A 22,997-nucleotide genomic window follows, 5' to 3' on the forward strand; every position below is an offset into this window, starting at 1 on the left:
CGTCAGCGCGACGAGGCGCTCACCCAGCGCTCGAGCGTGGCGGCCGCGGCACCGGAGTCGACGGCCTCTGCCGCCTTGGCGATGCCGACGGCCAGTGATTCCATCGGGTCGCCGGCCGGATCGTCGTGCACAGCGAGCGCGGCCCCGGCGTTGAGGACGACTGCGTCGCGCACAGGGCCCTGCTCCCCCGCCACGACCCGGCGGACGACGTCGGCGTTGTGAGCGGCGTCCCCACCGCGCAGGTCCTCGGTGGTCGCCGGGGTGATGCCCAGCGCCCGGGCGTCGATCTGTGTCCGCCGTACCTCTCCGCCATGCACTGCCCAGAGCGTCGAGGTCGTGGTGGTGGTCAGCTCGTCGAGCCCGTCGTCACCACGGAAGACCCAGGCGTCGACGCCACGACCGGCGAAGACGCCGGCCATCACCGGTGCCGCGGCCGGATCCGCACAGCCGATCGCCTGTGCGGCGGGTCGCGCCGGGTTGGTGAGCGGGCCGAGCAGGTTGAACGAGGTGGCGATGCCCATCTCGCGCCGCGGAACGGCTGCGTGGCGCATGGCCGGGTGGAAAGCGGCAGCGAAGCAGAAGGTGATGCCCGCCTCGGTCGCCACCTGCGCGACCCGCTCCACCGGGAGGTCGAGCCTGATCCCGAGGTGCTCGAGCACGTCCGCGGAACCTGACGTGGACGAGGCCGACCGGCTGCCGTGCTTGACCACCCGAGCGCCGGCTCCGGCTGCGACGATCGCTGCCATCGTCGAGATGTTCACCGACATCGACCGGTCGCCGCCGGTGCCGACGACGTCCAGGATCCGTCCGGGGACCGAGATGGCGTTGCCGGCCGCCAGCATCGCGTCGGCGAGGGCGGTCACCTCGGCCACCGTCTCGCCCTTGGCCCGGAGGGCGACGGCGAAGCCGGCGATCTGGGCCGGGGTCGCCTCACCCGCGAGGATCTGCTCCATCGCCCACTGGGTCTGGTCCGCAGACAGGTCGGCGCGAGCCACCAGTGCGGACAGGACATCGGCCCAGGTCGTCATGCGCGGGAGTCTTGCAGACCACGCTCGAGCCTCGGGCCCGGTCTCGCCCGGAGCAACCCTCAGGAGGTCGGGACCGCCGGCACCCTCGCCCGCAGCAGCGAGACGACCGACTCGGCCAGCAGCACCGGGTCGATCGGGTGTGCCACCGTGGCCTCGGCCCGCGACCAGGTCGCCAGCCAGGCGTCCTGCGGACGACCGATGAGCACCATCACCGGAGGGCACTGGTGGATCTCGTCCTTGAGCTGCTTGGCGATGCCCATGCCGCCGGCCGGCACGGCCTCGCCGTCGAGGATCGCCAGGTCGATGTGGCCGGCGTCCATGTTGGCGATGACGACCGGCTCGGTCGCCACCTCGACGTATTCGACCTCGGGGAGGTCGGGGTGGGGACGGCGTCCCAGGGCCAGGATGACCTGCTGCCGGGTGTCGATGTCGTCGCTGTAGACGAGGACCTTCAGCGGCGCGGGCTGGGAAGTCATGTCGTGGCTCACGGCGCGATGCTATCCCTCGCGGTCGGCGCGTGCGCTACGCGCCTCCATCAGGTCGAGGCGCCGATCCTCCCGCGCAGCCTCCGTCCTCGACGATCGCACCCACTGGGCGAAGAGGACGACGAAGAAGACCAGCCCGATCAGGTCACCGGCTCCCCACAGTATCCCGCCGGCGAGGTGCTGGTCGTCCAGCGGGTCGGGCAGCCAGCTGCCCATCGGTCCGTCTCGCAGCGCGAGGTAGTGCGACTCCCCGAGCAACGTCGTCTGGCCCATGATCGTCACCCCGAGGAAGGCGTGGAACGGCAACGTCATCACCGTGAGCAGCACCCGGAACGGATAGCCCACCCTGCCGGGCAGCGGATCGATGCCCATCAGCGGCCAGAAGAACAGGGTCCCGATGGCGACGAGGTGGATGTGCATCATCTCGTGGACGTAGTCGGAGGCCAGCGAGGCGTCGTACCACCCGGAGAAGTAGAGCGCCCACGGCGAGATGACATAGAGGCCGAAGGCCAGCGGCGGGAACGACAGCACCCGGGCCACCCGTGAGTGGAGTACGGCGAGGAGCCAGCGCCGTGGAGTGGCAGGCAGCGTCCTCAGGGCGAGGGTCACAGGGGCACCCAGGGCCAGGGAGAGCGGCACGAGCATCGACAAGATCATGTGCTGGACCATGTGGACGCTCAGCAGCGTGGTGTCGTAGCGCCCGATGCCCGACGCGGTCGCGAAGGTGAACGACCCCATCCCGGCGACGACGAACGCCAGGGTCCGTCCGAGCGGCCAGGCGTCGCCGCGACGACGGAGCACGACCACCCCGAGGAGGTAGAGGCCGGCGACCCAGACCGTCAGGACGAAGGGCACCGGGTCGATTCCCCAGTCGGTGAACACCCGCCCGAGGGTGAACCTCGGCAGGTCCAGCTCGCTCGTCCCGCCCACGATCAGCACGATGTGAACAATATGACGCCCAAAGTCAGGGGGTCGGGGTGGCCTCGTCGTCGGCTACCGACATAATGAGCGCGTGGCGACAGCAACAGCGACGATTCCGACATCCCGGCTGCACGGGCACCATGACCGGCCGAGCATGGTCAGCGTGGGGACCATCATCTGGCTCTCGAGCGAGCTGATGTTCTTCGCGGCCCTGTTCGCCTCCTACTTCACGATCCGCGCGGTGAGCCCGGAGCTGTGGGCGCAGGAGACCCAGCTGCTCAACGTGCCCTTCGCGACGGCCAACACCGTCATCCTCGTGCTCTCCTCGGTGACCTGCCAGCTGGGCGTGTTCGCCGCCGAGCGCGGCCAGGTCGGTCGCAAGGGCTCGATACTGAAGGTCGCCGGCTGGGGGCTGCGCGAGTGGTTCATCCTGACCTACGTCATGGGTGCGATCTTCATCGGCGGCCAGGCGCTCGAATACGCCGAGCTCATGCACGAGGGCGTGACGATCCCGAGCTCTGCCTACGGCACGATGTTCTACCTCACGACCGGCTTCCACGGCATCCACGTGACCGGTGGCCTGATCGCCTTCCTCTTCGTCCTCGGCCGCACCTACCTCGCCCGCCGCTTCACCCATGAGCAGGCTGTGAGCGCCATCGTCGTGTCCTACTACTGGCACTTCGTCGACGTCGTGTGGATCGGGCTGTTCGCCACGATCTACCTCATCAAGTAAGCCCCCGACCCGGACACCTAGGACTTCACAGTGCGCTTGTTGAACCGCTCCGCAGGTCGGATCTCCCGGCACCGCCGCGGCCCCGTCGCAGGGCTGGTCGTGCTCATGCTCGGCCTGCTCCTCACCGGTGGCATCTACACCGTCCTCGCCCCCGCCCAGGCCGAGCAGGCCCAGAGCGACGAGGAGCTCGTCGCCCAGGGCCGCGAGCTCTTCCTCGTCGGCTGCGCCTCCTGCCACGGGCAGAACGGCGAAGGCGTCGAGACCGTCCGCGAGGGCTACGCCAAGGGCCCCTCCCTCATCGGTGTCGGAGCTGCCGCCGTCGACTTCCAGGTCGGCACCGGGCGGATGCCGATGGCTCGCCCCGAGCAGCAGGCCCCCCGCAAGGACGTCGTCTACTCAGACGAGGAGATCGCAGCGCTGGCTGCCTATGTCGCCAGCCTCGCTCCCGGCCCGGCCATCCCGACCGAGGAGGACTACTCCATCGACGGGCTGTCGGAGGAGGAGCGGGAAGAAGCGATCGTCCGCGGTGGACAGATCTTCTTGACCAACTGCACCGCCTGCCACAACTTCAACGGCTCCGGCGGAGCCATGCCCCGCGGCGGCTACGCCCCGAGCCTCAAGGGCGTGGAGAGCAAGTACATCTACGAAGCCATGTTGACCGGCCCGCAGGCCATGCCCAACTTCAGCAACGGCAACCTCTCGCCGGAGGAGAAGCGCGACGTCATCGCCTACCTCCGCAGCATCGAGGAGAGCCCGGAGTACGGCGGCTTCGGGCTCGGCGGCCTCGGCCCCGTCTCCGAGGGCCTCTTCGCCTGGATCCTGGGCATCGGCGGCCTCGTCGGCTTCGCCGTGTGGATCGCCGCGCACACCACCCGCACCACCAGGACCCCGCAGACCGAGGAAGGTGCTCAGGCATGATCGAGCCCGGCAACGACGACGCGGTCTCGCCCGCGCACGACCGCACCCTGGCCGTGCCGGAGGAGCCGATCGCCAACCCCGGCCTGCCGGCCCACCAGTGGCGTCCCACCGACGTCGACCCGGCGGCCGAGAAGCGCGCCGAGCGCCAGATCGCGGGGATGTTCGTCCTCTCCATGGTGTGCGCGGTGCTCTTCGTGGTCGCCTACTTCGCCCTCGAGGTCGGGGACAACTGGGACACCTTCCTGGGTCTCGGTGCGTCCACGGCAGCGCTGGGCACAGCGTTGGGCGGCGCCCTGCTCTTCATCGGCGTCGGCATCATCCAGTGGGCCCGCAAGCTCATGAGCGACCACGAGATCGTGGAGATGCGCCACGCCGCCGCCTCGAGCCAGGAGGACCGCGAGGCCACCCTGGAGGCCCTCTCACTGGGCGCAGACGAGTCCGGCATCGGCCGCCGGCCCCTGGTCCGAAACAGCTTGCTCGGCGCCGTCGGCCTGCTCGGGCTGCCTGCCGTGGTCCTGCTGCGAGACCTCGGACCCACCAACGCCCAGGTCGCCAACGCCGAGAACGGCACCGGACTACAGCACACCATCTGGAAGAAGGGCATGCGCCTGGTGCGCGACGTCGTCGGGACCCCGATCAAGGCTTCCGAGCTCGAGATCGGCGACCTCGTCAACGCCGCCCCTGAGGCGCAGTTCCCGACCGAGGAGAACGGCTACCCCGAGATCGAGGGCGTGCCGCTGCAGGTCCTCAAGGCCAAGGGCGCGATCATCATCGTCAAGATGGAGCCGCGCGAGATCAAGCACGGCGAGGGCCGGGAGAACTGGACCGTCGACGGCGTCATCTGCTACTCCAAGATCTGCACCCACGTGGGATGTCCGATCTCCCTCTACGAGCGGACCACGCACCACGTGCTCTGCCCTTGCCACCAGTCCACGTTCGACCTGGCCGACTCGGCCAAGGTCGTGTTCGGACCGGCACACCGTCCCCTCCCCCAGCTGCCCCTGGCGGTTGACGAGGAGGGCTACCTCATCGCGCAGAGCGACTTCACTGAGCCCGTCGGGGCCAGCTACTGGGAGCGTGAGAAGCAGTGAGCATCGACACGAGCAAGGTGGCGCGTTCCAACCGCACCACCCCTGCCACCACCTCGAAGCCGTCGAAGCTGGGCGGCGTCGCCGGCTGGGCCGACGATCGACTCGGCCTGGCGGGCGCCGCGCGCAAGAACCTCCGCAAGGTCTTCCCTGACCACTGGTCCTTCATGTTGGGCGAGATCGCCCTGTGGAGCTTCGTGGTCCTGCTGCTCACGGGCGTCTTCTTGACGCTGTGGTTCACGCCGAGCATGGCCGAGGTCCACTACGAGGGCTCCTACGACCAGCTGCGTGGCATCGAGATGTCGCAGGCGATGGCGACCACGCTCGACATCTCCTTCGACGTCCGCGGCGGTCTGCTGATGCGGCAGATGCACCACTGGGCGGCCATGCTCTTCATCGCCTCGATGATGGTCCACCTGCTGCGCGTCGCCTTCACCGGCGCCTACCGCAAGCCGCGCGAGCTCAACTGGGTGATCGGCTGCCTGCTGCTGCTGCTCGGCACCCTCGAGGGCTTCACCGGCTACTCCCTGCCCGACGACCTGCTCTCCGGCACCGGCGTCCGGGCCACCGACGGCTTCCTCAAGGCCACGCCGGTCGTCGGCAGCTACATGTCGCTCTTCCTGTTCGGTGGCGAGTTCCCCGGCGGCGCGATCATCCCGCGTCTCTACATCGCGCACGTCCTGCTGATCCCCGGTCTGCTGCTGGCGCTGATCGCGGCGCACATGCTCCTGCTCGTCTACCACAAGCACACCCAGTGGCCCGGGCCCGGACGGACCGAGCAGAACGTCGTCGGCTTCCCGATGCTGCCGGTGTACGCCGCGAAGGCGGGCGGCTTCTTCTTCATCGTGTTCGGCGTCACCGCGCTCATGGGCGGTCTGATGACGATCAACCCGGTGTGGAAGTTCGGGCCCTACGACCCGACCAAGGTGACGGCCGGATCGCAGCCCGACTGGTACATGGGTTGGCCCGACGGTCTCCTGCGGATCATGCCGGGCTGGGAGTCGGTGATCTTCGGCTACACGATCTCGTGGAACGTGATGGTCCCGATCCTGCTCGTGCCGCCGCTGATGCTGACCATCGTGATGCTGCTGCCGTTCCTCGAGGCCTGGATCACCGGTGACAAGCGCGACCACCACCTGCTCCAGCGGCCGCGCAACGCCCCGACCCGCACGGCCGTCATGGTTGCGCTGATGACCTTCTACGGCCTGGCCTGGGCCGCAGGCGGCAACGACCTGATTGCCATCACCTTCGACCTGAGCATCAACCAGATCACCTACTTCATGAGGCTCATGGTCTTCCTCGGCCCGGTGATCGCCTTCTTCATCACGCGTCGCTGGTGCATCTCGCTGCAGCGTCACGACAACGAGAAGCTGCTCCACGGCTACGAGACCGGGATCATCATGCGCTCCCCCGAGGGCGGCTACACCGAGCGGCACCTGCCGATCGGCGACACCAGCGCCTACACCCTCACGGCACGTGCCCGCGACGAGATCGCTCCCCCGGTCAGCCACACCGACGCCAACGGCGTCGTCGCCCCCGGCTCGCGGTCCCAGCGCCTGCGGGCCAAGCTCTCGGCCTGGATGTTCCAGCACAACGTCCAGAAGCCGACTGCTGCCGAGCTGGAGGAGGCGCACCACCACGCCGATCACCAGCACGCGCTCGAGGCTGGCCTCGACCACCCGGCTGACGGCCACCAGTTCGACGGCCACAGCGACCACACGGTCGACGAGGCACCGCTGCGCGGACACTGATTCACGGCACCTGGTTGACCCGGCACATCTTGTGCCGGATCAACTGCTTTCTACGGGGTCGACCAGGCACAAGAGCCGACTTCTCCACAGGCGTATGGCGCTGGGTGGCCGCCGGCCGACCAGACCCGGCACTCTCTGGGGATGCTCCGGCATCAACCTCCCCTGGACGACCGAGTCCCACAGACACCTTTCACGCTGTCCAACGCTCGCGATCGCGGAATCAGCGCGCACACCCTTCGCAGCTGGACGGCTGCCGGACTCCTCGCGCACCCGATCCGCGACGTCTTCCATCGCAGCGACCTGGCGGACAGCTTGGACCTGCGCGTGGCCTGTCTACGCCTCGTCGTACCGTCTGATGCGGTGGTCACTGATCGCACAGCAGGCTGGCTGCACGGGGCGCCGCGGATCCTGGCGCCCAACGATCACCTGTCCGTGCCCAAGGTGTGCGTGTTCTGCCCACCCGGGCGTCGCTTGCGCAACGGGCTGGTTGCCAGCGGGGAGCGGACCCTGACAAGCACCGACGTCGTCACCATCGACGGGCTCCGGGTCACTACTCCCCTGCGCACGGCCTGCGACCTCGGCCGGCTGCTCCACCGCGACCAGGCGATCGCCGCCCTCGACTCCCTTCTTCGCCTCGGTGGGTTGTCCCGACAGCGACTCCTCGCCGAGCTCCCACGTTTCAGGGGCTACCGCGGCGTCGTACAGCTCCGGGAACTGGCTCCGCTCGCGGACGATCGGGCACAGTCACCACCCGAGTCCATCGTCCGGCTCCGCTGGCTCGACCTCGGATTCCCCACGCCGATCCCCCAGGTGGAGGAGGCCGCACCGCGGGGCTCGTACTTCATTGACGTCGGCAACCGCGAGCACCGCGTCGGTGCCGAGTATCTCGGCGAAGAATTCCACAACGACGAGCACGCCGACCGTGACCTCGAACGGCTGAGCTGGCTTCGCGGCCCTCGACGTTGGACGATCATCGAGGTCCGACGCAAGAACCTCTTCGGCGACGGCGCCGACTTCGGCGATCTCCTGGCCCGTGCGTTCGGAGAAGTCGCGGTCTGAGAGCCACCCGGCACATCATCTGCCGGGTCGACTCCGACCCAAGGCGGCCACCCGGCACATCATCTGCCGGGTCAGCTCAAGGCGGAGCCGTTCCGGTAGTCGTCGAAGGAGACGTTCCAGTCGCCATACCCGTTCTCGAGCGTCATCCAGCGGTCGGTGCCCGTGTATTCGACGACGTCACCCCGCTTGGACATGGCGTAGAGCCACGCCGCGTCCTGGGTGGACAGTCCGGTGCAGCCGTGCGAGACGTTGGCGCTGCCCTGGGAGCCCACCGACCACGGGGCGGCGTGGATGAACTCGCCGCTGTGGGTCAGACGCATCGCCCACTGGACGTCGTCGATGTCGTAGGCCTCCGGGTCGTCACTGGCGATGCCGACCGTCTCGGAGTTCATCCGCTTCTCGGCGAACTTCTCCATGACCACCTTGACGCCGGACCGGGTGATGAAACCAGCCTTGCCCGTGGTGATCGGGATCGTTCGCAGCAGCTCGCCGCCGGAGAAGACCTGCATCCGGTGGCTCCGGGCGTCGACCTTGTAGACATTGGCAGCGCCCACCCGGAAGTCGACCGAGCGACTCTCCTGGCCGAACACACCGTTGCCGGCCGGCACCGAGTTGACGTCGATGTCGACCGACACCTCGGTCCCGGCCTGCCAATACGTCTTGGGGCGCCAGTGGGCCTCGTTGTCGCTCAGCCAGTGCCACGACCCGGGTTGGGACGGGGTGCTCGACACACGCATGTGTCGCTCGAACGCGGCCCTGTCGGTGACCGGCAGGTCGAAGGAGACGATGACCGGCATGCCGACCCCGACGGTCTCGCCTGCCAGTGGAGCCACGGACGCATAGGTCTGCTGGTCCAGCGAGAGGTCCTGGGTGCGGAACTCGAGCACCCGCTCCACGCGCTCTCCGTCGCTGCGCACGGCCGTGGCGCGGGCGACGTAGTCGGTGCCGGGCTCGAGTCGGGAGGTCAGGCGCCATACGTCGCCCTCGAGGACACCACGCAGCCGGTGACCACCCCTGGTCGCCACCGCAAGGCGCTGCAGACCGCCGCCGGGCGCCGAGATCTCCAGCGCCTTCGCGACGGGTACGGCGGCGAGGTCACCCACGTTGGCCGTCAGCCGGACCGGGTCAGGACGGCCTGAGGACACACCCTGGCGGGCCTCCGGACCACGATTCTCGTGGTCGACCTGGCACGAGACGAGCGACATCACCAACGTCCCCGTGGCAAGAGCCACGAGGACGCGGTGGTGACGATGCGGGAGCGACCTCAGTGGGCGTGCTCTCCGCGGTAGTACTCGAAGATCCAGCCGCTGAGGGTCACTATGCCGATGGCGCCGCCGATGATGAACAGCCACCAGGTCTGCATGGCGACGGCGAACACGCAGGTCGACAGCGTCAGGGCGCACCACAGCGGCCACCAGGAGTAGGGCGGGAAGAAGCCCAGCTCACCGGCACCATCGGCGATCTCGCCGTCCTTGCGGTCCTCGGGGCGCGGGTCCATCCGGGCAGCGTGGACGCCGAGGTAGAGAGCGACCATGAGCGTCAGCAGGGCGGTCATCGTGAGCGCCGAGGTGCCGGTCCAGTCGCCGGTGATGAACCAGTAGGCCGGGGTGACGAGCACGAAGAAGGCCGTGCACACCACGAACATCCAGGTTTCCTGCTTCATCGCACGCTCCCATCGGGGTTGGTGGGCTCATCGCCCTGCTGAGCGGCGCGATCCGCGTGGCTCTCGGGGTTGCCGTCCACGAGGTCGCCCTCGATCCGGTCCTGCAGCATCGCCTGACGGCCCTCGACGGCGGGGGCATCGGCCGGCTCGCCGCGGCGCTCCGCGTCGTTCTCGCTGAGCTCGAGCATGGCGATCTCCGGGTGGTGCAGGTCGAAGGCCGGCGACTCAGAGCGGATTCGCGGGATGGACACGAAGTTGTGGCGCGGCGGCGGGGAGCTCGTGGCCCACTCCAGCGAACGGCCCCAGCCCCACGGGTCGTCGACCCCGACGAGCGGAGCGTTGCGGGAGACGAAGACGTTGTAGAGGAACGGCAGGGTCGAGGCACCGAGGAGGAACGCACCGATCGTGGACACCTGGTTGAGCGAGGTGAACCCGTCGGCCACGAGGTAGTCGGCGTAGCGCCGCGGCATGCCCTCGACACCCAGCCAGTGCTGGACCAGGAAGGTCGTGTGGAAGCCGACGAACAGCAGCCAGAAGTGCAGCTTGCCGAGGCGCTCGTCGAGCATCCGGCCCGTCATCTTCGGCCACCAGAAGTAGAAGCCGGCGAACATCGCGAACACCACGGTGCCGAAGACGACGTAGTGGAAGTGGGCGACCACGAAGTAGGAGTCGGACACGTGGAAGTCCAGGGGCGGGCTGGCGAGGATGACACCGGTCAGGCCGCCGAAGAGGAAGGTGGTGAGGAAGCCGATCGACCAGAGCATCGGGGTGTCGAAGGACAGAGATCCGCCCCACATCGTGCCGATCCAGTTGAAGAACTTCACTCCGGTGGGCACCGCGATCAAGAAGGTCATGCCGGAGAAGAACGGCAGGTCCACCGCCCCGGTGACGAACATGTGGTGGGCCCACACCGCGACCGAGAGGATCGCGATGCCGAGCGTGGCACCGACGAGGCCGACGTAGCCGAAGAGCGGCTTGCGGCTGAAGACCGGCAGGATCTCCGAGACGATGCCGAAGAACGGCAGGGCGATGATGTAGACCTCGGGGTGACCGAAGAACCAGAAGAGGTGCTGCCACAGGATCGGGCCGCCGTGGCTCGTGTCGAAGACGTGGGCACCCAGGATCCGGTCGGCCTCGAGGGACAGCAGCGCCCCGGCCAGGATCGGGAACGCGATCAGCACCAGCAGCGACGTGATCAGCGTGTTCCACACGAAGATCGGCATCCGGAACATCGTCATGCCGGGGGCGCGCATGCAGATGATCGTGGTGATGAAGTTGACCGCACCGAGGATCGTGCCGAGACCGGCCATCCACAGACCCATGATCCACAGGTCGCCACCCGCGCCCGGTGAGCGCACCGAGTCGGAGAGCGGTGTGTAGGCGAACCAGCCGAAGTCAGCTGCCCCGCCCGGGGTCAGGAAGCCGGACGCAGCGATCAGGCCACCGAAGAGGAAGAGCCAGTAGCTGAACATGTTGAGCCGCGGGAACGCGACGTCCGGAGAACCGATCTGGAGCGGCATGATCACGTTGGCGAAGCCGAAGAACAACGGCGTCGCGAACAGCAGCAGCATGATCGTGCCGTGCATGGTGAACAGCTGGTTGTAGAGCTCGTCGTTGACGACCTGGTTGCCCGGGAAGGCCAGCTCGGAGCGGATCAGCATGGCCATCAGGCCGCCGACCATGAACCACGCGAACGAGGTGATCAGGTACATCTTCCCGATCAGCTTGTGGTCGGTGGTCGTCATGATCCGGACCAGCTGCTGGCCCAGGGTCTTGCCGGTCCTGGGGGCCGTCGTGGTGCCGGGGGTCGCGGTGGCGGTCACTCCTGGCTCCCTTCCTGGTCGTCGTCCTCGGCCAGTCCGGCCTGGGTGCGGGCCTCGGCGCCACCGAGCAGCGGCGTGTCGGCCTCGTTGCCCATCTCGGCGAGCTCGGCGAGGTAGGAGTCGTAGTCAGCCTGGCTGACCACCTTGACGTCGAAGAGCATCCGCGAGTGGTCGACACCGCAGAGCTCGAAGCACTTGCCGGCGTAGTCACCGATGCGGGTGGGTGTCACCTGGAAGGCGTTGACCCGACCGGGGATGACGTCCATCTTCATCAGGAAGGAGTCGACGCCGAACGAGTGGATCACGTCGGGCGAGTGCAGGTTGAACTGCACCGAGCGGTCGACCGGCAGGACCAGCGTGGGCGGGTTGGTGCTCTCACCCACGGTGTAGACGTATTCGTCGTAGCGGTAGTCCTCCTTCACCGTGTCCGGTGTCGGCGACCCGGTGGGCGAGCCGACGCCGTGGTTGAAGGTCCACGACCACTGCTGTCCGACGACCTCGATGGTCACGTCGGGCTCGGGCTCGAGGGCGATCACCTCGTTCTGGACCTGGACGGTCCAGTAGAAGAAGACGATCACCATCATGATCGGGGCGATCGTGTAGAAGATCTCCAGGGGCAGGTTGTAGCGCGTCTGCACGGGGATCTCGTCGTCACTGCGCCGGCGATACTTCACCACCGCCCAGAAGATCAGGCCCCAGACGATGACGCCGGTGACCATCGCGGCGACCCAGGCCCACTTCCACAGCTCAAAGGTGTAGGGGGCTTGCGCCGTTGCGGGCTCGGGCATGGCCAGGCGCGCGATCTGATCCTTGTCGGTTGCGTCGCATGCGCTCAGGAAGAGCAGCGTCGCACCAAGGAGCGCACCCTTCGCAAGCCGGCGCACGGGCGCGGCTGCACGATCGGGGAGTTGCAGACCCACTGACGAGCCTCTCTGTGTGTCCAGTCTCGACAACAGCGAACACTATCGTCATTCACCGTCCGACGCGGTGGCGGGTCGGGTGTCGGGCAGCACAATGCGGGTGCGGGCGGGCTCGGGCTGCGCTGCGGCTTCGATGGTCTACGTTCGGCTGGTGACCAACCCTGCGACCGGCTCGGGCTCCGGGCGAGCAGCCGATCTCGACGCCGCGTCGTCGACGCCGCTGCATCCAGCCGCGCGGGACACCTTCTTGGCGGCCCTCGAGCGCGGGTACGCCGATCCACGCCGGCTCCACGGCTCGGCCCGGGACGCTCGGCTGCTCCTGGACAACGCTCGCGAGGCCACGGCGGCTGCGCTCGGCGTACGTCCTGACGAGGTCTCCTTCACCGCGAGCGGGACCGACGCCGTGCACCGCGGGCTCCTGGGACTGGTGAAGGGGTCGCGCCGAGGAGACGTCGTGGTCCACACGGCGGTCGAGCACTCGGCAGTGCTGCACGCGATCCGGTGGGGTGCCCGCGGGGTCGACGTGCCGTGCGACCGGTTGGGCCGTGTCCTCGGCAGCGACCTGGAGCAGGAGGCGATCGCCCCGGAGGTCGGCGTCGTCGCGGTCCAGACGGCCAACCACGAGGTGGGCACCCTGCAGCCGGTCGGCGGGCTCGAGCTCCCCGACGACGTCCCTGTCTTCACCGATGCCTGCGCCTCGATGGGACGCCTCCCCCTGCCCGGAGGCTGGGCGGCCGCAGCCGGTTCGGCCCACAAGTGGGGCGGCCCGGCCGGTGTGGGTGTGATGCTGGTGCGCAAGGGCGCTCGCTGGCGCAACCCGTTCCCCGTCGACGACCGTGTCGACGAGCGCACGGTCGGCTTCGAGAACGTGCCGGCCATCCTGGCCGCCGCGGCAGCACTGCAGGCGGTGGTGGCGGAGCGCGACGAGGTCAACGCCCGCCACCGCGAGCTGATCGACGTGGTCCGCGCCCGCGTCGCTGCCGAGGTGCCCGATGTGGAGGTCGTGGGCGACCCGGAGGCCCGACTGCCCCACCTGGTGACCTTCTCCTGCCTCTATGTCGACGGTGAGGCGCTGGTGCTCGAGCTCGACCGACGCGGCTTCGGGATCGCGAGCGGCTCGGCCTGCACCTCGTCCACGCTGGCCCCGAGCCACGTGCTGGCAGCGATGGGCGTGCTCACGCACGGCAACGTCCGGCTCGCCCTGCAGCGCGACGCCGACCGGGCTCAGGTCGACGCCTTCTGCGACGCGCTGCCCGGCGTTGTCGCCCACCTCAGGGCGAGGGTGGGGCAGTGACCGAGCCGGACCTCGAGCTGGACTGCCGCGACCTGCTGTGCCCGATGCCGATCATCGAGCTGGCGCGACACATCGGGGACGTGGCGATCGGCCAGGTCGTGGGCGTCGTCGCTCACGACGTCGCCGCCCGCGTCGACGTCCCGGCGTGGTGCCGTCTGCGTGGCCAGGACTACGTCGGCGCCGACAGCGCTGCCGACGGGGCGCCGCGGTTCCTGGTGCGTCGCGTCAGCTGACGGCGCGCCTCAGGGGTGCAGCGTCTTGAGGTGCGGCTCGATGTCCGCGGTGGCGTCGGCGCCGTACGTCGAGGTGAACCGCTCGAGGAAGGCAGCCCGCGACAGGACGTATTCCTGGGTGCCGACCTGCTCGACGACGTAGACGGCCAACAGGCAGCCCAGCTGGGCTGCCCGCTCGTGGCCCAGGCCCCAGCCGAGGGCTGCGAGGAAACCCGCACGGAAGGCGTCACCGACACCGGTCGGCTCGATCTTCTCGATCTCCGGCACGGCCGGCACCGTGAACGACTCCGCACTGTTGCTGTCGACGCGCACGCCCGCGGGGCCCATCGTCACGACCCAGGTGCCGACGCGGGAGAGCACGTCCTCACGTGACCAACCGGTCTTCTGCGTGATCAGCGAGGCTTCGTACTCGTTGGAGAAGAGGATCTCGGCGCCGTCGATGAGCGAACGGATCAGCTCGCCGTCGCCGAAGGCCAGCTGCTGGGAAGGGTCGGCGACGAAGCGATAGCCGCGCTGGCGACACTCGTCGGTGTGACGCAGCATCCCCTGCGGGTCGTCGGGGCCGATGAGCACGTAGTCGGGTGCGCCCACGCGGTCGACGATCGGCTTGAGCTCGATCTCGCGGGACTCGCTCATGGCACCGGGATAGAAGCTGGCGATCTGTGCGTGCGAGCTGTCGTTGGTGCAGACGAAGCGGGCGGTGTGGCGAGTCTCCGAGACATGGACCGAGTCGCAGTCGACGTTGTGGCGCTCGAGCCAGGCCCGGTAGTCGGCGAAGTCCTCACCCACCGCGCCCACCAGGACGGGGTTGAGCCCCAGGTTGCCGAGACCGAAGCAGATGTTGGCGGCGCACCCGCCCCGCCGGACCTCCAGGTCATCGACCAGGAACGACACCGAGAGCTTGTCGAGCTGGTCCACGACCAGGCTGTCGGCGAACTTGCCGGGGAAGGACATCAGGTGGTCGGTCGCGATGGAGGCGGCAATCAGGAGAGGCACCCGCGCACACTACCCGGCGGTACAGCTCGGGATACCTGTCAGTAGCCAATAACGTCGACCGCATGACCCCCTTCACCCCTGCATCGCACCTCACCCACGACGAGCTCCCCACCGCCTCCGAGCTGGCCGCCGACTGCCGTGCCGTCGGGTCCAACCTGCGTCTCGAGCGGGTCGCGCGAGCGGCCGTGAGCACGCCCCCCAGCATCCACTTCGAGGACTACCCGGCCGAGGTCACCAAGCGTGAGATCAAGGTCGACGAGGCAACCGCCCGGCTCGCCGGCGCGCTCCACCTGCACCTCGACTGACCTCCCACAGTCGAGCTCACGACGAAGGCCCCGTCCATGATGGACGGGGCCTTCGTCGTGTCTGGTCAGGCGTGGCGGAGAGTCGCGACCGGGGGTCGCCCTCCGACGGCTGCGTGAGCCGCTGCCTCGATCAGTTGAACGAGTCGCCGCAGGCGCAGGAGCCACTGGCGTTGGGGTTGTCGATCGTGAAGCCCTGCTTCTCGATCGAGTCGACGAAGTCGATCATCGCGCCGTTGAGGTAGGGGACGCTCATCCGGTCGACGACCACGGTGACGCCGTCGAAGTCGGTGGTGACGTCGCCGTCAAGGGTGCGCTCGTCGAAGAAGAGCTGGTAGCGCAGGCCCGAGCAGCCGCCGGGCTGCACGGAGATGCGCAGGGCCAGGTCGTCACGACCCTCCTGCTCGAGGAGGCTCTTGACCTTGGTCGCGGCGACGTCGCTCAGGTTGATCTGGTCGGTGCGGCGGTCGGTGCTGGTCTCGAGCTGCTCGGTCATGTGGTGCTCCCAAAAGGTCGATGGGCGGTTGCCTTCCTCAATGGTCGCACACGCAGGGATATTCCCCGACCGGATCGGTCCTCCTCAGCGCGACCAGGTCCGAGCGGTGCGCTCCGCTAGGTCGGCGAGCGACCCGGCCGGGTCGTCGAAGGCCCGCTGCTCCCCCACCAGGTCGACCAGGGAGTAGGCCGACTCGATGCCCAGGGCGCGCATCTCGCGAGAGCCGACGAGCACCTGACCGGCGAGGGCCACGCAGGGGCGCAGGGCGTCGGCCGCGATCTCGGCGACACCGTAGGGGACCTTCCCCGAGCGGCTGGAGAAGTCGAAGGCACCCTCTCCGGTGATCACCAGGTCTGCCTGCCGGGCGCGCGCGGCGAGCCGGACGTGCTCGGCGACGAGCGCGATCCCCGGCCTGCGGGTGGCACCGAGCGCAAGCAGCGCGAACCCGATGCCACCGGCGGCTCCGGCGCCCTTCTCCAGGGACGTACGCCGATCGGTGGCTGCGGCGAAGGTCTCGAGCCACCCGTCCACCTCCGCGATGCGCGACTCCTCGATCCCCTTCTGCGGCCCGAACGTCTTGGTGGCCCCGAAGAGTCCCGTCAGCGGGTTGTCGACGTCGGTCGCCGCCACCAGCTCGACGCCCGCGAGCCGGGCGCGAGCGGGAGTCAGGTCGACCTGCGTCACCGTGTCGAGCGCGACCGCCCCGCTGTCGAGGATCCCGTCGGACGTCGCTCCCAGCGCGGCCAGCACGCCCGCGCCGCCGTCGTTGGTGCCGGAGCCGCCCAGCCCCACGACGACCTTCCGGGCCCCTGACTCGACCGCGGCGAGGATCAGCTCGCCGACCCCGTTGCTCGAGCCGAACTCGGCGCCACCGTCGATGAGGTGCAACCCGACGGCCTGGGCGGTCTCGACGTAGGCGACGTCCTCGACGAACAGGATCGCCGCGGGCACCCGCTCCCCGTGCGGCGCCTCCACCGTGACCCCGAGCAGCTCCCCACCCAGGGCTGCGTGGAGGACGTCGACGAACCCCGGTCCCCCGTCGGCCATCGGTGCGAGGTCGAGCGAGTCGTCGGGGGCTCGGCGCGCCCAGCCGGTGGCGATCGCCTCAGCCGCCTCGACGGCCGTCAGGGTGCCGGCGAACTTGTCTGGAGCGATCAGGACGCGCATGTCGTCATCATGGCCGACGCATCCCCGACAAGGATGTAGCCATGACCACGCTGATCCGGCCGGCGCGTCCCGACGACGTCTCGGACCTCGCCTCGATCACCACCCAGAGCTACTACGAGGTGGACGCGAGGACCTATCAGCGTGGCTGGCCCGACCCCAGCCCTCGCTCGGAGTCGCGCAACCAGGGATGGGTCCGACGCACACAGCACACCGTGGCCACCGATCCCGGGGGCTGCTGGGTGGCCGAGGCCGACGGGGAGGTCATCGGCGGCGCCATCTCCCGCGAACGGGAGCTGATGTGGATCCTGGCGTCGTTCGCCGTACGCCCCGACCACCAGGGCCAGGGGGTCGGCACCCAGCTGCTCGCCGCCGCCATGAGCCACGGTCGCGGGTGCCTGCGCGGGATGCTGGCGGCCAGCGCCGACCCCGCCGCCGCACGCCGATATCGCCTGGCCGGCTTCACCCTCCACCCGCAGATGTTCGCCAGCGGCGTCGTCGACCGGGCGGCGATCCCGGACGTCGGCGGGGTGCGCGAGGGCTCGGCCGGTGACGTCGACCTGCTCAACTCCATCGACCGGCAGACCCGGGGCTCGGCCCACCTGTCGGACCACGAGGTGCTCCTCGAGCAACACCGGCTGATCGTGAGCGAGCGGAGCAACAGTGCCGGCTACGCCTACGTCGACGACGTCGGGTCACCGGTCCTGGTGGCGGCCACCAGTCGGCGTACGGCGCAGAAGGTCACCTGGGAGGCGATCGCCTCGTCAGCGCCGGGCACGACAGTGGCCATCCGGCACGTCACGGCCGTCAACCAATGGGCACTCGACGTGGCCCTCGAGGCGCGGCTGTCCGTGCACCAGAGCGGATATCTGTGCCTGCGCGGGATGAGACCGCCGTCGCCCTATCTCCACCACGGCTCGTTGCTCTAGGACTCCGTGCCGGGCTCGAGCCGAGCGCCTGCCGCGAGTGCACCAGCGACCCGGGAGTCGCGACCCACGAGCACGAGGTCGTCGTCACGCGCGATGCGAGCGGTCGGGGCAGCGCCGACCCGGGCACCGGGCAGCACCTCGCACCGTTCGTCGAGCACCGATGTGTGCACCACGGCGCCTGCACGCACGACGCAGTCGTCCATGACCACGCTGTCGCGGACCACTGCCCCCTTCTCGACGACCACTCCGGGCCCGAGCACGCTGCCCACGACCTCACCCGCGATGTCACACCCGGGCGAGATCAACGAGTCGTGCAGCGACGCCGAGGCGCGGACCCTGGCAGCCGAACGATCGGGCCAGTGCGCGATGACGGGGCGCTCAACGTGGTCGAACACGTCCACCCGACCGGCCAGCAGGTCGCGGTGGGACTGGAGGTAGAGGCCGGGTTGGCCGACATCACGCCAATAACCGGTCATGGGTACGGCGGCGGCCTTCCCGGTCTCGATCAACCGCGGGAGCAGGTGCTCCGCGAAGTCGCCCAGACCGCTGTCGTCGCCCTCCTGGTCCCCCGCCAGCTCACCTCGCAGGGTGCGCAGCGTGTCGAGGAGGACGGCGGTGTCATAGATGAAGACCTCCGTGGCCACCGTGCCCGAGGAGGGCCGCGACGGCTTGTGCTCGACCTGCGTGATCGTCCCGTCGCGCCGAGCCAGGACCACGACGTTGTCGGCGGCGTCCTTCTTGCTCACCTCGCTGGTGAGGACCGTGGCGACGCGCCCCTGCGCGACGTGGTCCTCGATCACGGGCGCCAGGTCCATGTTGAAGACGTGGTCGGCGCTGCAGACCACCAGCGTGGGGGCACCGAAGGCGTCGAGGTCTGCGGCCATCCTCAGCAGCAGGTCGCCGTTGCCGTGGGCGAAGCCGCTCTCGGTCGCCGGGCCGGTGCCCGTCTGGGGCACGATCCGCCGGAAGCCTCCACGGTTGCGGTCCAGGGACCACGGGCGTCCACCGGAGAGGTATTCGTCGATCGAGGTCACCTGGTATTCGAGGGACACCCAGACGTCGGACAGGTCTGCATGGACGAGCCCGGACAGGGCGAAGTCGACGAGTCGGTGCACACCGCCGTAGGGCAGTGCGGGCTTGGCGCGCTCGCGGGTCAGGACGTCCATCCGTCCGCCCTGTCCCCCGGCCTGGACCACCGCCAGCACCTCACCGCGTCGAACCATCGTCGAACCTCCTCGTGCCGGGGCGCCGGCCGTCGCCGGGCGTTGCCCCCACACCTTCGCACGCACCTGCAACCGACCATTGCCGTCGACCTAGGATGGGGTCATGAGCCTCGTCGACCTGCCGCTCCTCCCCCTCGGCAAGGGCCGTGACCTCACGGCCGAGCGTGGCGTCGAGTGTCTCGGAGACCTCCCGGCCGCCTCCGACCCCGACCTCGTCGCCCGCGCGATCGCCGCCAAGGAGGCGCTCGGCGAACGGGTCTTCGTGCTGGGTCACCACTACCAGCGCGACGAGGTCATCCAGTTCGCCGATGTCACCGGCGACTCGTTCAAGCTCGCCCGAGACGCGGCAGCCCGGCCGGCCGCCGAGTTCATCGTCTTCTGCGGCGTGCACTTCATGGCCGAGTCGGCCGACATCCTGACCTCCGACGACCAGGCCGTGATCCTGCCCGACCTGTCGGCCGGGTGCTCGATGGCCGACATGGCGCGACTGAGCCAGGTCGAGGACGCCTGGGACGCGATGGCTGCCGCCGGCCTGCAGGACAACATCGTGCCGGTCACCTACATGAACTCCTCGGCCGACATCAAGGCCTTCTGCGGCCGCAACGGCGGCGTGGTCTGCACCTCGTCCAACGCCGACGTGGCCCTGGAGTGGGCGTTCGACCAGAAGGCGGACGTCGAGGGTGGCGGCAAGGTCCTCTTCTTCCCCGACCAGCACCTCGGCCGCAACACCGCCGTGCTGAAGATGGGGATGACGCTCGACGACTGCGTCGTGTGGAACCCGCTCCTGCCGGGTGGCGGGCTGAGCGTCGAGCAGCTGCAGGGCGCGAAGATGATCCTGTGGAAGGGGCACTGCTCGGTCCACGGGCGCTTCACCACCGACGTGATCGACGAGCTCCGTGCCAAGCACGAGGGGATCCACATCCTGGTCCACCCCGAGTGCACCCACGAGGTCGTCCTCAAGGCCGACCTGGTCGGCTCGACCGAGTTCATCATCAAGACCATCGAGGCGGCCGAGCCCGGGTCGACCTGGGCGATCGGGACCGAGCTCAACCTCGTCCAGCGGCTCGCCGACGCCCACCCGGACAAGAACATCGTCTTCCTCGACCGCAACGTCTGCTACTGCTCGACGATGAACCGCATCGACCTGCCCCACTTCGTCTGGGCGATGGAGTCGCTGGTCCGTGGCGAGGTGGTCAACCAGATCGACGTCGACGACGAGACCGAGGCCCACGCCCTGGTCGCGCTCCAGCGGATGCTCGACCTGCCGGGCAAGTCCCACCGGGACTGAGACCGGCGAGCCGGTTCACAGGCCGGGGGCGTCCCACAGGGCCAGCCACTTCTGCAGGTCCGGCTCCATCGGCAGCTCGCCGGCGAGCTGGTCTCGGATCGCGATCTCGGTCAGGTTGTCGCGCTGGTGGGGCCCGGTCGGCGCGAAGGCGTAGAAGGTGCCGCGCTTGTAGAGGTAGACCAGCCCCACGGTGCGACCGTGCCCGACGAAGGTCACCATCGAGCACAGCAGCCCATCGGCGAAGCCCTGCGCCTCGAGACTGCTGTTGACAGCGTGCAGGTCGGTGCAGAGGCCGGAGAGATCGTCAGGATCGCCCTGCACGACCAGCCAGGTGAAGCCGAACGGATCGCGCGTCACCTCCACGTCGGGCGCCTGCGGGTCGTCCTGGATCAGCGCGGTGATGTCGGCCTGGGTCTGCGCGAAGGCCGCGCCCGCGGCTGCGCGGTAGCAGACCGAGCCCTGTCCGGTCGGCGTCCATCCGGCCGCGGTCTGGAGGGTGAGCGCCGCACCGGGGACTCCGAAGAGCGCGTCGAGGTCGTTGCCGACGCGCTTGCGACGGCCGGTCACGGCGTCGAGCCAACCCATCCTCGCCCCCTCGTCCTAGGAGATCGGTCGGCCGAGCTCGGCCTGGATGCGGGCCAGCTGGCCGAGTCGCTGCTCGAGCGACGGGTGGGTGGCGGTGAGCGTCTTGAGCGAGACACCCGCCACGGCGGGCACGATGAAGAGGGAGTTGACGGCGCTGTTGGCGCGCAGGTCCTTCTGCGGGATCGCGCCGACACCCCCGGAGATCTTGGTCAGCGCCGACGCCAGGGCCTGCGGCTTCATCGTCAGGTAGGCCGCGGAGCGGTCGGCACACAGCTCGCGGTAGCGCGAGAGCAGCCGGAGCAGCACAAAGCTGACGGCATAGACGACCAGGCTCACCACCAGCGCGACCAGCAGTGCGGGGAGGGCGCCGTTGTTGCCACGGCCGGCACGCGAGATACCGCCGAACTGGGCGCCACGGGTCAGCATCCCGGCCAGGATGCCGGCCGAGGAGGCCAGGGTCATCACGAGTACGTCGCGGTGTGCGACGTGGCTCAGCTCGTGGGCCAGCACCGCCTCGAGCTCCTCGGCATCCAGGACGTCGAGGATCCCGGTGGTCACGCACACCACCGACCTGTCAGGCGATCGCCCGGTAGCGAAGGCGTTGGGCAGCGCCATGTCCGCGACACCGACGCGCGGCTTGGGCATGTCGGCCAGGGCGCACAGCCGGTCGATCATGCCGTGCAGCTCGGGCGCCTCCTCGGGCGTCACCTCGCGGGCCCGCATGGCGCGCATCGCCATCTTGTCCGAGGACCACCACTGGTAGAACGCAAAGCCGATCGCGACGACGGCGATGATCGGGGCATAGCCACTGAAGAAATACATCAGTGTGACGACGAGGGCGACGAACAGGGCCCCGAGCAGGAACATGACGGACGTCATCCGGACCGTCAGACCGGTGTCCTTGATGAAGCGGGACCGCGCCACTACTCAGCTCGGCCGGGGATGAGTCCCTCGTCGCCGAGCATCTGCCGCACCTCGTCGAGGGTGGCGTCACCCGGCGGCAGGATCAGGTCGGACTCGTCGAGGCTGTCGAGCTCGTGGTGGGTGCCGCTGGAGCGGACGCTCGCCAGGAGGCCGTCGAGGGCCGTGCGGAACATCTCTTCGTCGCCGTGCTCGATGGCGAGCTCGATCTGGGTGTCGAGGCCGTTGAGCGCGTCGAGCGCGTGGTCGTCGAGGTCGTACTGCCCCTCGCCGAGGATCCGGACGATCATGCCCGGCCCCCGTTGTCGGTCTCGCGCTGCGCGGACTGCTGCTCGGGGGCGAGGATGTCGTCACCCTGCTCGAGCTCGTGCGGCTTGCTGGCGCCCTTGAGCCGCGCGAGCTCGCTCTCGACGTCGGAGGTGGAGCTGAGGGCGTCGAGCTCTCGGGCGATGTCGTCACCGGCGTTGATCGAGGAGGCGTCGTCGAGCGCGCCCGAGGCGATCAGCTCGTCGATGGCTCCTGCGCGTGCCTGCATCTGGGCCGTCTTGTCCTCGGCGCGCTGGATGGCCAGACCGACGTCGCCCATCTCCTCGCCGATGCCGGACATCGCCTCGCCGATGCGGGTCTGCGCCTCGGCCGCGGTGTAGTTGGCCTTGATCGTCTCCTTGCGGGTGCGGAACGCCTCGACCTTGGTCTGGAGCCGCTGCTGGGAGAGGACGAGCTTCTCCTCCTCGGCCTGCAGGTTGGCGTGCTGGCCCTGGAGGTCCTGGATCTGCTGGGTGATGCCGGACTTGCGCGTCAGGGCCTCGCGAGCGAGGTCCTCGCGGTCGGCGGCAATCGCCTTCTCGGCCTGTCCCTGCAGCTTGGCCGCCTGCTGCTCGAGCTGCTTGACCTGCAGCTCCACGCGCTTGCGGCTGGTGGCGACGTCGGCGACGCCTCGGCGTACCTTGCTCAACAGCTCGAGCTGACGCTGATAGCTGTAGTCGAGGGTCTCGCGTGGGTCCTCGGCGCGGTCGAGAGCCTTGTTGGCCTTCGAATGGAAGATCAGGCTCAGGCGCTTCATCACACTCATGGACGCATTCTCCTCAGTCACGCTCGGGGTCGCTGCCTTCACCCTAGGACCAAACACAAAGCAGTGACAGGCGCCGGTAGGCTGAGCACCAGTCAGTGGCTCGCT

25 protein-coding genes are annotated in these 22,997 nt (G+C 69.0%); 10 read left to right on the forward strand and 15 right to left on the reverse strand.

The window, feature by feature from the left end:
• Window positions 1-2 precede the first annotated feature (2 nt).
• From trpD to G7071_RS17105, 3 genes are read right to left on the reverse strand one after another with little or no spacing between them, the layout of a single operon-like run.
• Window positions 3-1,028, reverse strand: coding sequence for an anthranilate phosphoribosyltransferase (gene trpD, locus G7071_RS17095; RefSeq protein ID WP_166320584.1), 1,026 nt, complete (start codon window positions 1,026-1,028; stop codon window positions 3-5).
• Between the two features lie 59 nt (window positions 1,029-1,087).
• Window positions 1,088-1,504 (reverse strand): Rv3143 family two-component system response regulator, encoded by a 417-nt coding sequence (locus tag G7071_RS17100; protein ID WP_166321265.1) that lies wholly within the window; start codon window positions 1,502-1,504, stop codon window positions 1,088-1,090.
• Between the two features lie 21 nt (window positions 1,505-1,525).
• Window positions 1,526-2,452, reverse strand: coding sequence for a cytochrome c oxidase assembly protein (locus tag G7071_RS17105; protein WP_166320585.1), 927 nt, complete (start codon window positions 2,450-2,452; stop codon window positions 1,526-1,528).
• Between the two features lie 136 nt (window positions 2,453-2,588).
• On the opposite strand from G7071_RS17105, the gene ctaE reads away from it, so the two are divergent.
• The 5 genes from ctaE (at window position 2,589) to G7071_RS17130 (ending at window position 7,983) form a co-directional block, all read left to right on the forward strand.
• Complete coding sequence (gene ctaE / locus G7071_RS17110) at window positions 2,589-3,167, forward strand: aa3-type cytochrome oxidase subunit III (RefSeq protein WP_484549354.1); 579 nt, start codon at window positions 2,589-2,591, stop codon at window positions 3,165-3,167.
• 30 nt (window positions 3,168-3,197) lie between these two features.
• A complete protein-coding gene (gene qcrC, locus G7071_RS17115; RefSeq protein ID WP_246210118.1) occupies window positions 3,198-4,085 on the forward strand; it encodes a cytochrome bc1 complex diheme cytochrome c subunit in 888 nt (295 codons plus the stop codon).
• Window positions 4,082-5,176, forward strand: a complete 1,095-nt coding sequence (gene qcrA, locus G7071_RS17120) for a cytochrome bc1 complex Rieske iron-sulfur subunit (RefSeq protein ID WP_166320587.1) — start codon at window positions 4,082-4,084, stop codon at window positions 5,174-5,176. The genes qcrC and qcrA overlap by 4 nt, the downstream gene beginning before the upstream one ends.
• Window positions 5,173-6,924, forward strand: a complete 1,752-nt coding sequence (gene qcrB, locus G7071_RS17125) for a cytochrome bc1 complex cytochrome b subunit (protein ID WP_166320588.1) — start codon at window positions 5,173-5,175, stop codon at window positions 6,922-6,924. Before qcrA ends, qcrB begins: the two co-directional genes overlap by 4 nt.
• A 360-nt stretch (window positions 6,925-7,284) precedes the next feature.
• Window positions 7,285-7,983 (forward strand): hypothetical protein, encoded by a 699-nt coding sequence (locus G7071_RS17130; protein ID WP_166320589.1) that lies wholly within the window; start codon window positions 7,285-7,287, stop codon window positions 7,981-7,983.
• A gap of 71 nt (window positions 7,984-8,054) precedes the next feature.
• Here the strand turns inward: G7071_RS17130 and G7071_RS17135 are convergent, their stop codons facing one another.
• From G7071_RS17135 to ctaC, 4 genes are read right to left on the reverse strand one after another with little or no spacing between them, the layout of a single operon-like run.
• On the reverse strand, window positions 8,055-9,215 hold the full coding sequence (locus G7071_RS17135) for a L,D-transpeptidase (protein ID WP_246210119.1): 1,161 nt from the start codon (window positions 9,213-9,215) through the stop codon (window positions 8,055-8,057).
• A 32-nt stretch (window positions 9,216-9,247) separates the two neighbouring features.
• Window positions 9,248-9,646, reverse strand: coding sequence for a cytochrome c oxidase subunit 4 (locus G7071_RS17140; protein ID WP_166320590.1), 399 nt, complete (start codon window positions 9,644-9,646; stop codon window positions 9,248-9,250).
• Window positions 9,643-11,469, reverse strand: a complete 1,827-nt coding sequence (gene ctaD, locus G7071_RS17145) for an aa3-type cytochrome oxidase subunit I (protein ID WP_425489401.1) — start codon at window positions 11,467-11,469, stop codon at window positions 9,643-9,645. The genes G7071_RS17140 and ctaD overlap by 4 nt, the downstream gene beginning before the upstream one ends.
• The gene (gene ctaC / locus G7071_RS17150; protein ID WP_246210121.1) at window positions 11,466-12,389 is read right to left on the reverse strand and encodes an aa3-type cytochrome oxidase subunit II; all 924 of its coding nucleotides are present in this window, start codon (window positions 12,387-12,389) and stop codon (window positions 11,466-11,468) included. The genes ctaD and ctaC overlap by 4 nt, the downstream gene beginning before the upstream one ends.
• A 151-nt stretch (window positions 12,390-12,540) precedes the next feature.
• Here ctaC and G7071_RS17155 point away from each other — a divergent pair, with 151 nt between their 5' ends.
• Together G7071_RS17155 and G7071_RS17160 are read left to right on the forward strand one after the other, a co-directional pair.
• A complete protein-coding gene (locus G7071_RS17155; RefSeq protein ID WP_246210127.1) occupies window positions 12,541-13,683 on the forward strand; it encodes a cysteine desulfurase family protein in 1,143 nt (380 codons plus the stop codon).
• Window positions 13,680-13,916: a sulfurtransferase TusA family protein gene (locus G7071_RS17160; protein ID WP_166320591.1), complete on the forward strand. Its 237-nt coding sequence runs from the start codon at window positions 13,680-13,682 to the stop codon at window positions 13,914-13,916. The genes G7071_RS17155 and G7071_RS17160 overlap by 4 nt, the downstream gene beginning before the upstream one ends.
• A gap of 9 nt (window positions 13,917-13,925) precedes the next feature.
• Here G7071_RS17160 and G7071_RS17165 read toward each other — a convergent pair whose 3' ends face one another.
• Complete coding sequence (locus tag G7071_RS17165; RefSeq protein WP_246210130.1) at window positions 13,926-14,912, reverse strand: carbohydrate kinase family protein; 987 nt, start codon at window positions 14,910-14,912, stop codon at window positions 13,926-13,928.
• 62 nt (window positions 14,913-14,974) lie between these two features.
• On the opposite strand from G7071_RS17165, the gene G7071_RS17170 reads away from it, so the two are divergent.
• Complete coding sequence (locus G7071_RS17170) at window positions 14,975-15,217, forward strand: hypothetical protein (protein ID WP_166320592.1); 243 nt, start codon at window positions 14,975-14,977, stop codon at window positions 15,215-15,217.
• A gap of 130 nt (window positions 15,218-15,347) precedes the next feature.
• Here G7071_RS17170 and erpA read toward each other — a convergent pair whose 3' ends face one another.
• Window positions 15,348-15,710 carry an iron-sulfur cluster insertion protein ErpA gene (gene erpA, locus G7071_RS17175; protein ID WP_166320593.1) on the reverse strand — a complete coding sequence of 121 codons (363 nt, stop codon included), beginning with the start codon at window positions 15,708-15,710 and terminating at the stop codon, window positions 15,348-15,350.
• 84 nt (window positions 15,711-15,794) lie between these two features.
• Window positions 15,795-16,877, reverse strand: a complete 1,083-nt coding sequence (locus tag G7071_RS17180) for a glycerate kinase family protein (protein WP_166320594.1) — start codon at window positions 16,875-16,877, stop codon at window positions 15,795-15,797.
• Between the two features lie 41 nt (window positions 16,878-16,918).
• Here G7071_RS17180 and G7071_RS17185 point away from each other — a divergent pair, with 41 nt between their 5' ends.
• Window positions 16,919-17,803 carry a GNAT family N-acetyltransferase gene (locus tag G7071_RS17185; RefSeq protein ID WP_166320595.1) on the forward strand — a complete coding sequence of 295 codons (885 nt, stop codon included), beginning with the start codon at window positions 16,919-16,921 and terminating at the stop codon, window positions 17,801-17,803.
• Here the strand turns inward: G7071_RS17185 and G7071_RS17190 are convergent.
• The gene (locus G7071_RS17190) at window positions 17,800-19,026 is read right to left on the reverse strand and encodes a glucose-1-phosphate adenylyltransferase family protein (RefSeq protein WP_166320596.1); all 1,227 of its coding nucleotides are present in this window, start codon (window positions 19,024-19,026) and stop codon (window positions 17,800-17,802) included. The two genes, G7071_RS17185 and G7071_RS17190, sit on opposite strands and share 4 nt — an antisense overlap.
• 103 nt (window positions 19,027-19,129) lie before the next feature.
• Here G7071_RS17190 and nadA point away from each other — a divergent pair, with 103 nt between their 5' ends.
• Window positions 19,130-20,314 carry a quinolinate synthase NadA gene (gene nadA, locus G7071_RS17195; protein WP_166320597.1) on the forward strand — a complete coding sequence of 395 codons (1,185 nt, stop codon included), beginning with the start codon at window positions 19,130-19,132 and terminating at the stop codon, window positions 20,312-20,314.
• Between the two features lie 15 nt (window positions 20,315-20,329).
• Here the strand turns inward: nadA and pspAB are convergent, their stop codons facing one another.
• From pspAB to G7071_RS17215, 4 genes are read right to left on the reverse strand one after another with little or no spacing between them, the layout of a single operon-like run.
• Window positions 20,330-20,899, reverse strand: a complete 570-nt coding sequence (pspAB, locus tag G7071_RS17200; RefSeq protein ID WP_166320598.1) for a PspA-associated protein PspAB — start codon at window positions 20,897-20,899, stop codon at window positions 20,330-20,332.
• 15 nt (window positions 20,900-20,914) lie between these two features.
• Window positions 20,915-21,823 carry a zinc metalloprotease HtpX gene (gene htpX, locus G7071_RS17205; protein WP_166320599.1) on the reverse strand — a complete coding sequence of 303 codons (909 nt, stop codon included), beginning with the start codon at window positions 21,821-21,823 and terminating at the stop codon, window positions 20,915-20,917.
• Window positions 21,823-22,110 (reverse strand): PspA-associated protein PspAA, encoded by a 288-nt coding sequence (gene pspAA, locus G7071_RS17210; protein ID WP_166320600.1) that lies wholly within the window; start codon window positions 22,108-22,110, stop codon window positions 21,823-21,825. Before pspAA ends, htpX begins: the two co-directional genes overlap by 1 nt.
• Window positions 22,107-22,892 carry a PspA/IM30 family protein gene (locus tag G7071_RS17215; RefSeq protein ID WP_166320601.1) on the reverse strand — a complete coding sequence of 262 codons (786 nt, stop codon included), beginning with the start codon at window positions 22,890-22,892 and terminating at the stop codon, window positions 22,107-22,109. Before G7071_RS17215 ends, pspAA begins: the two co-directional genes overlap by 4 nt.
• Window positions 22,893-22,997 lie beyond the last annotated feature (105 nt).

The organism is Nocardioides piscis (genome assembly GCF_011300215.1).
Classification (GTDB): domain Bacteria; phylum Actinomycetota; class Actinomycetes; order Propionibacteriales; family Nocardioidaceae; genus Nocardioides; species Nocardioides piscis.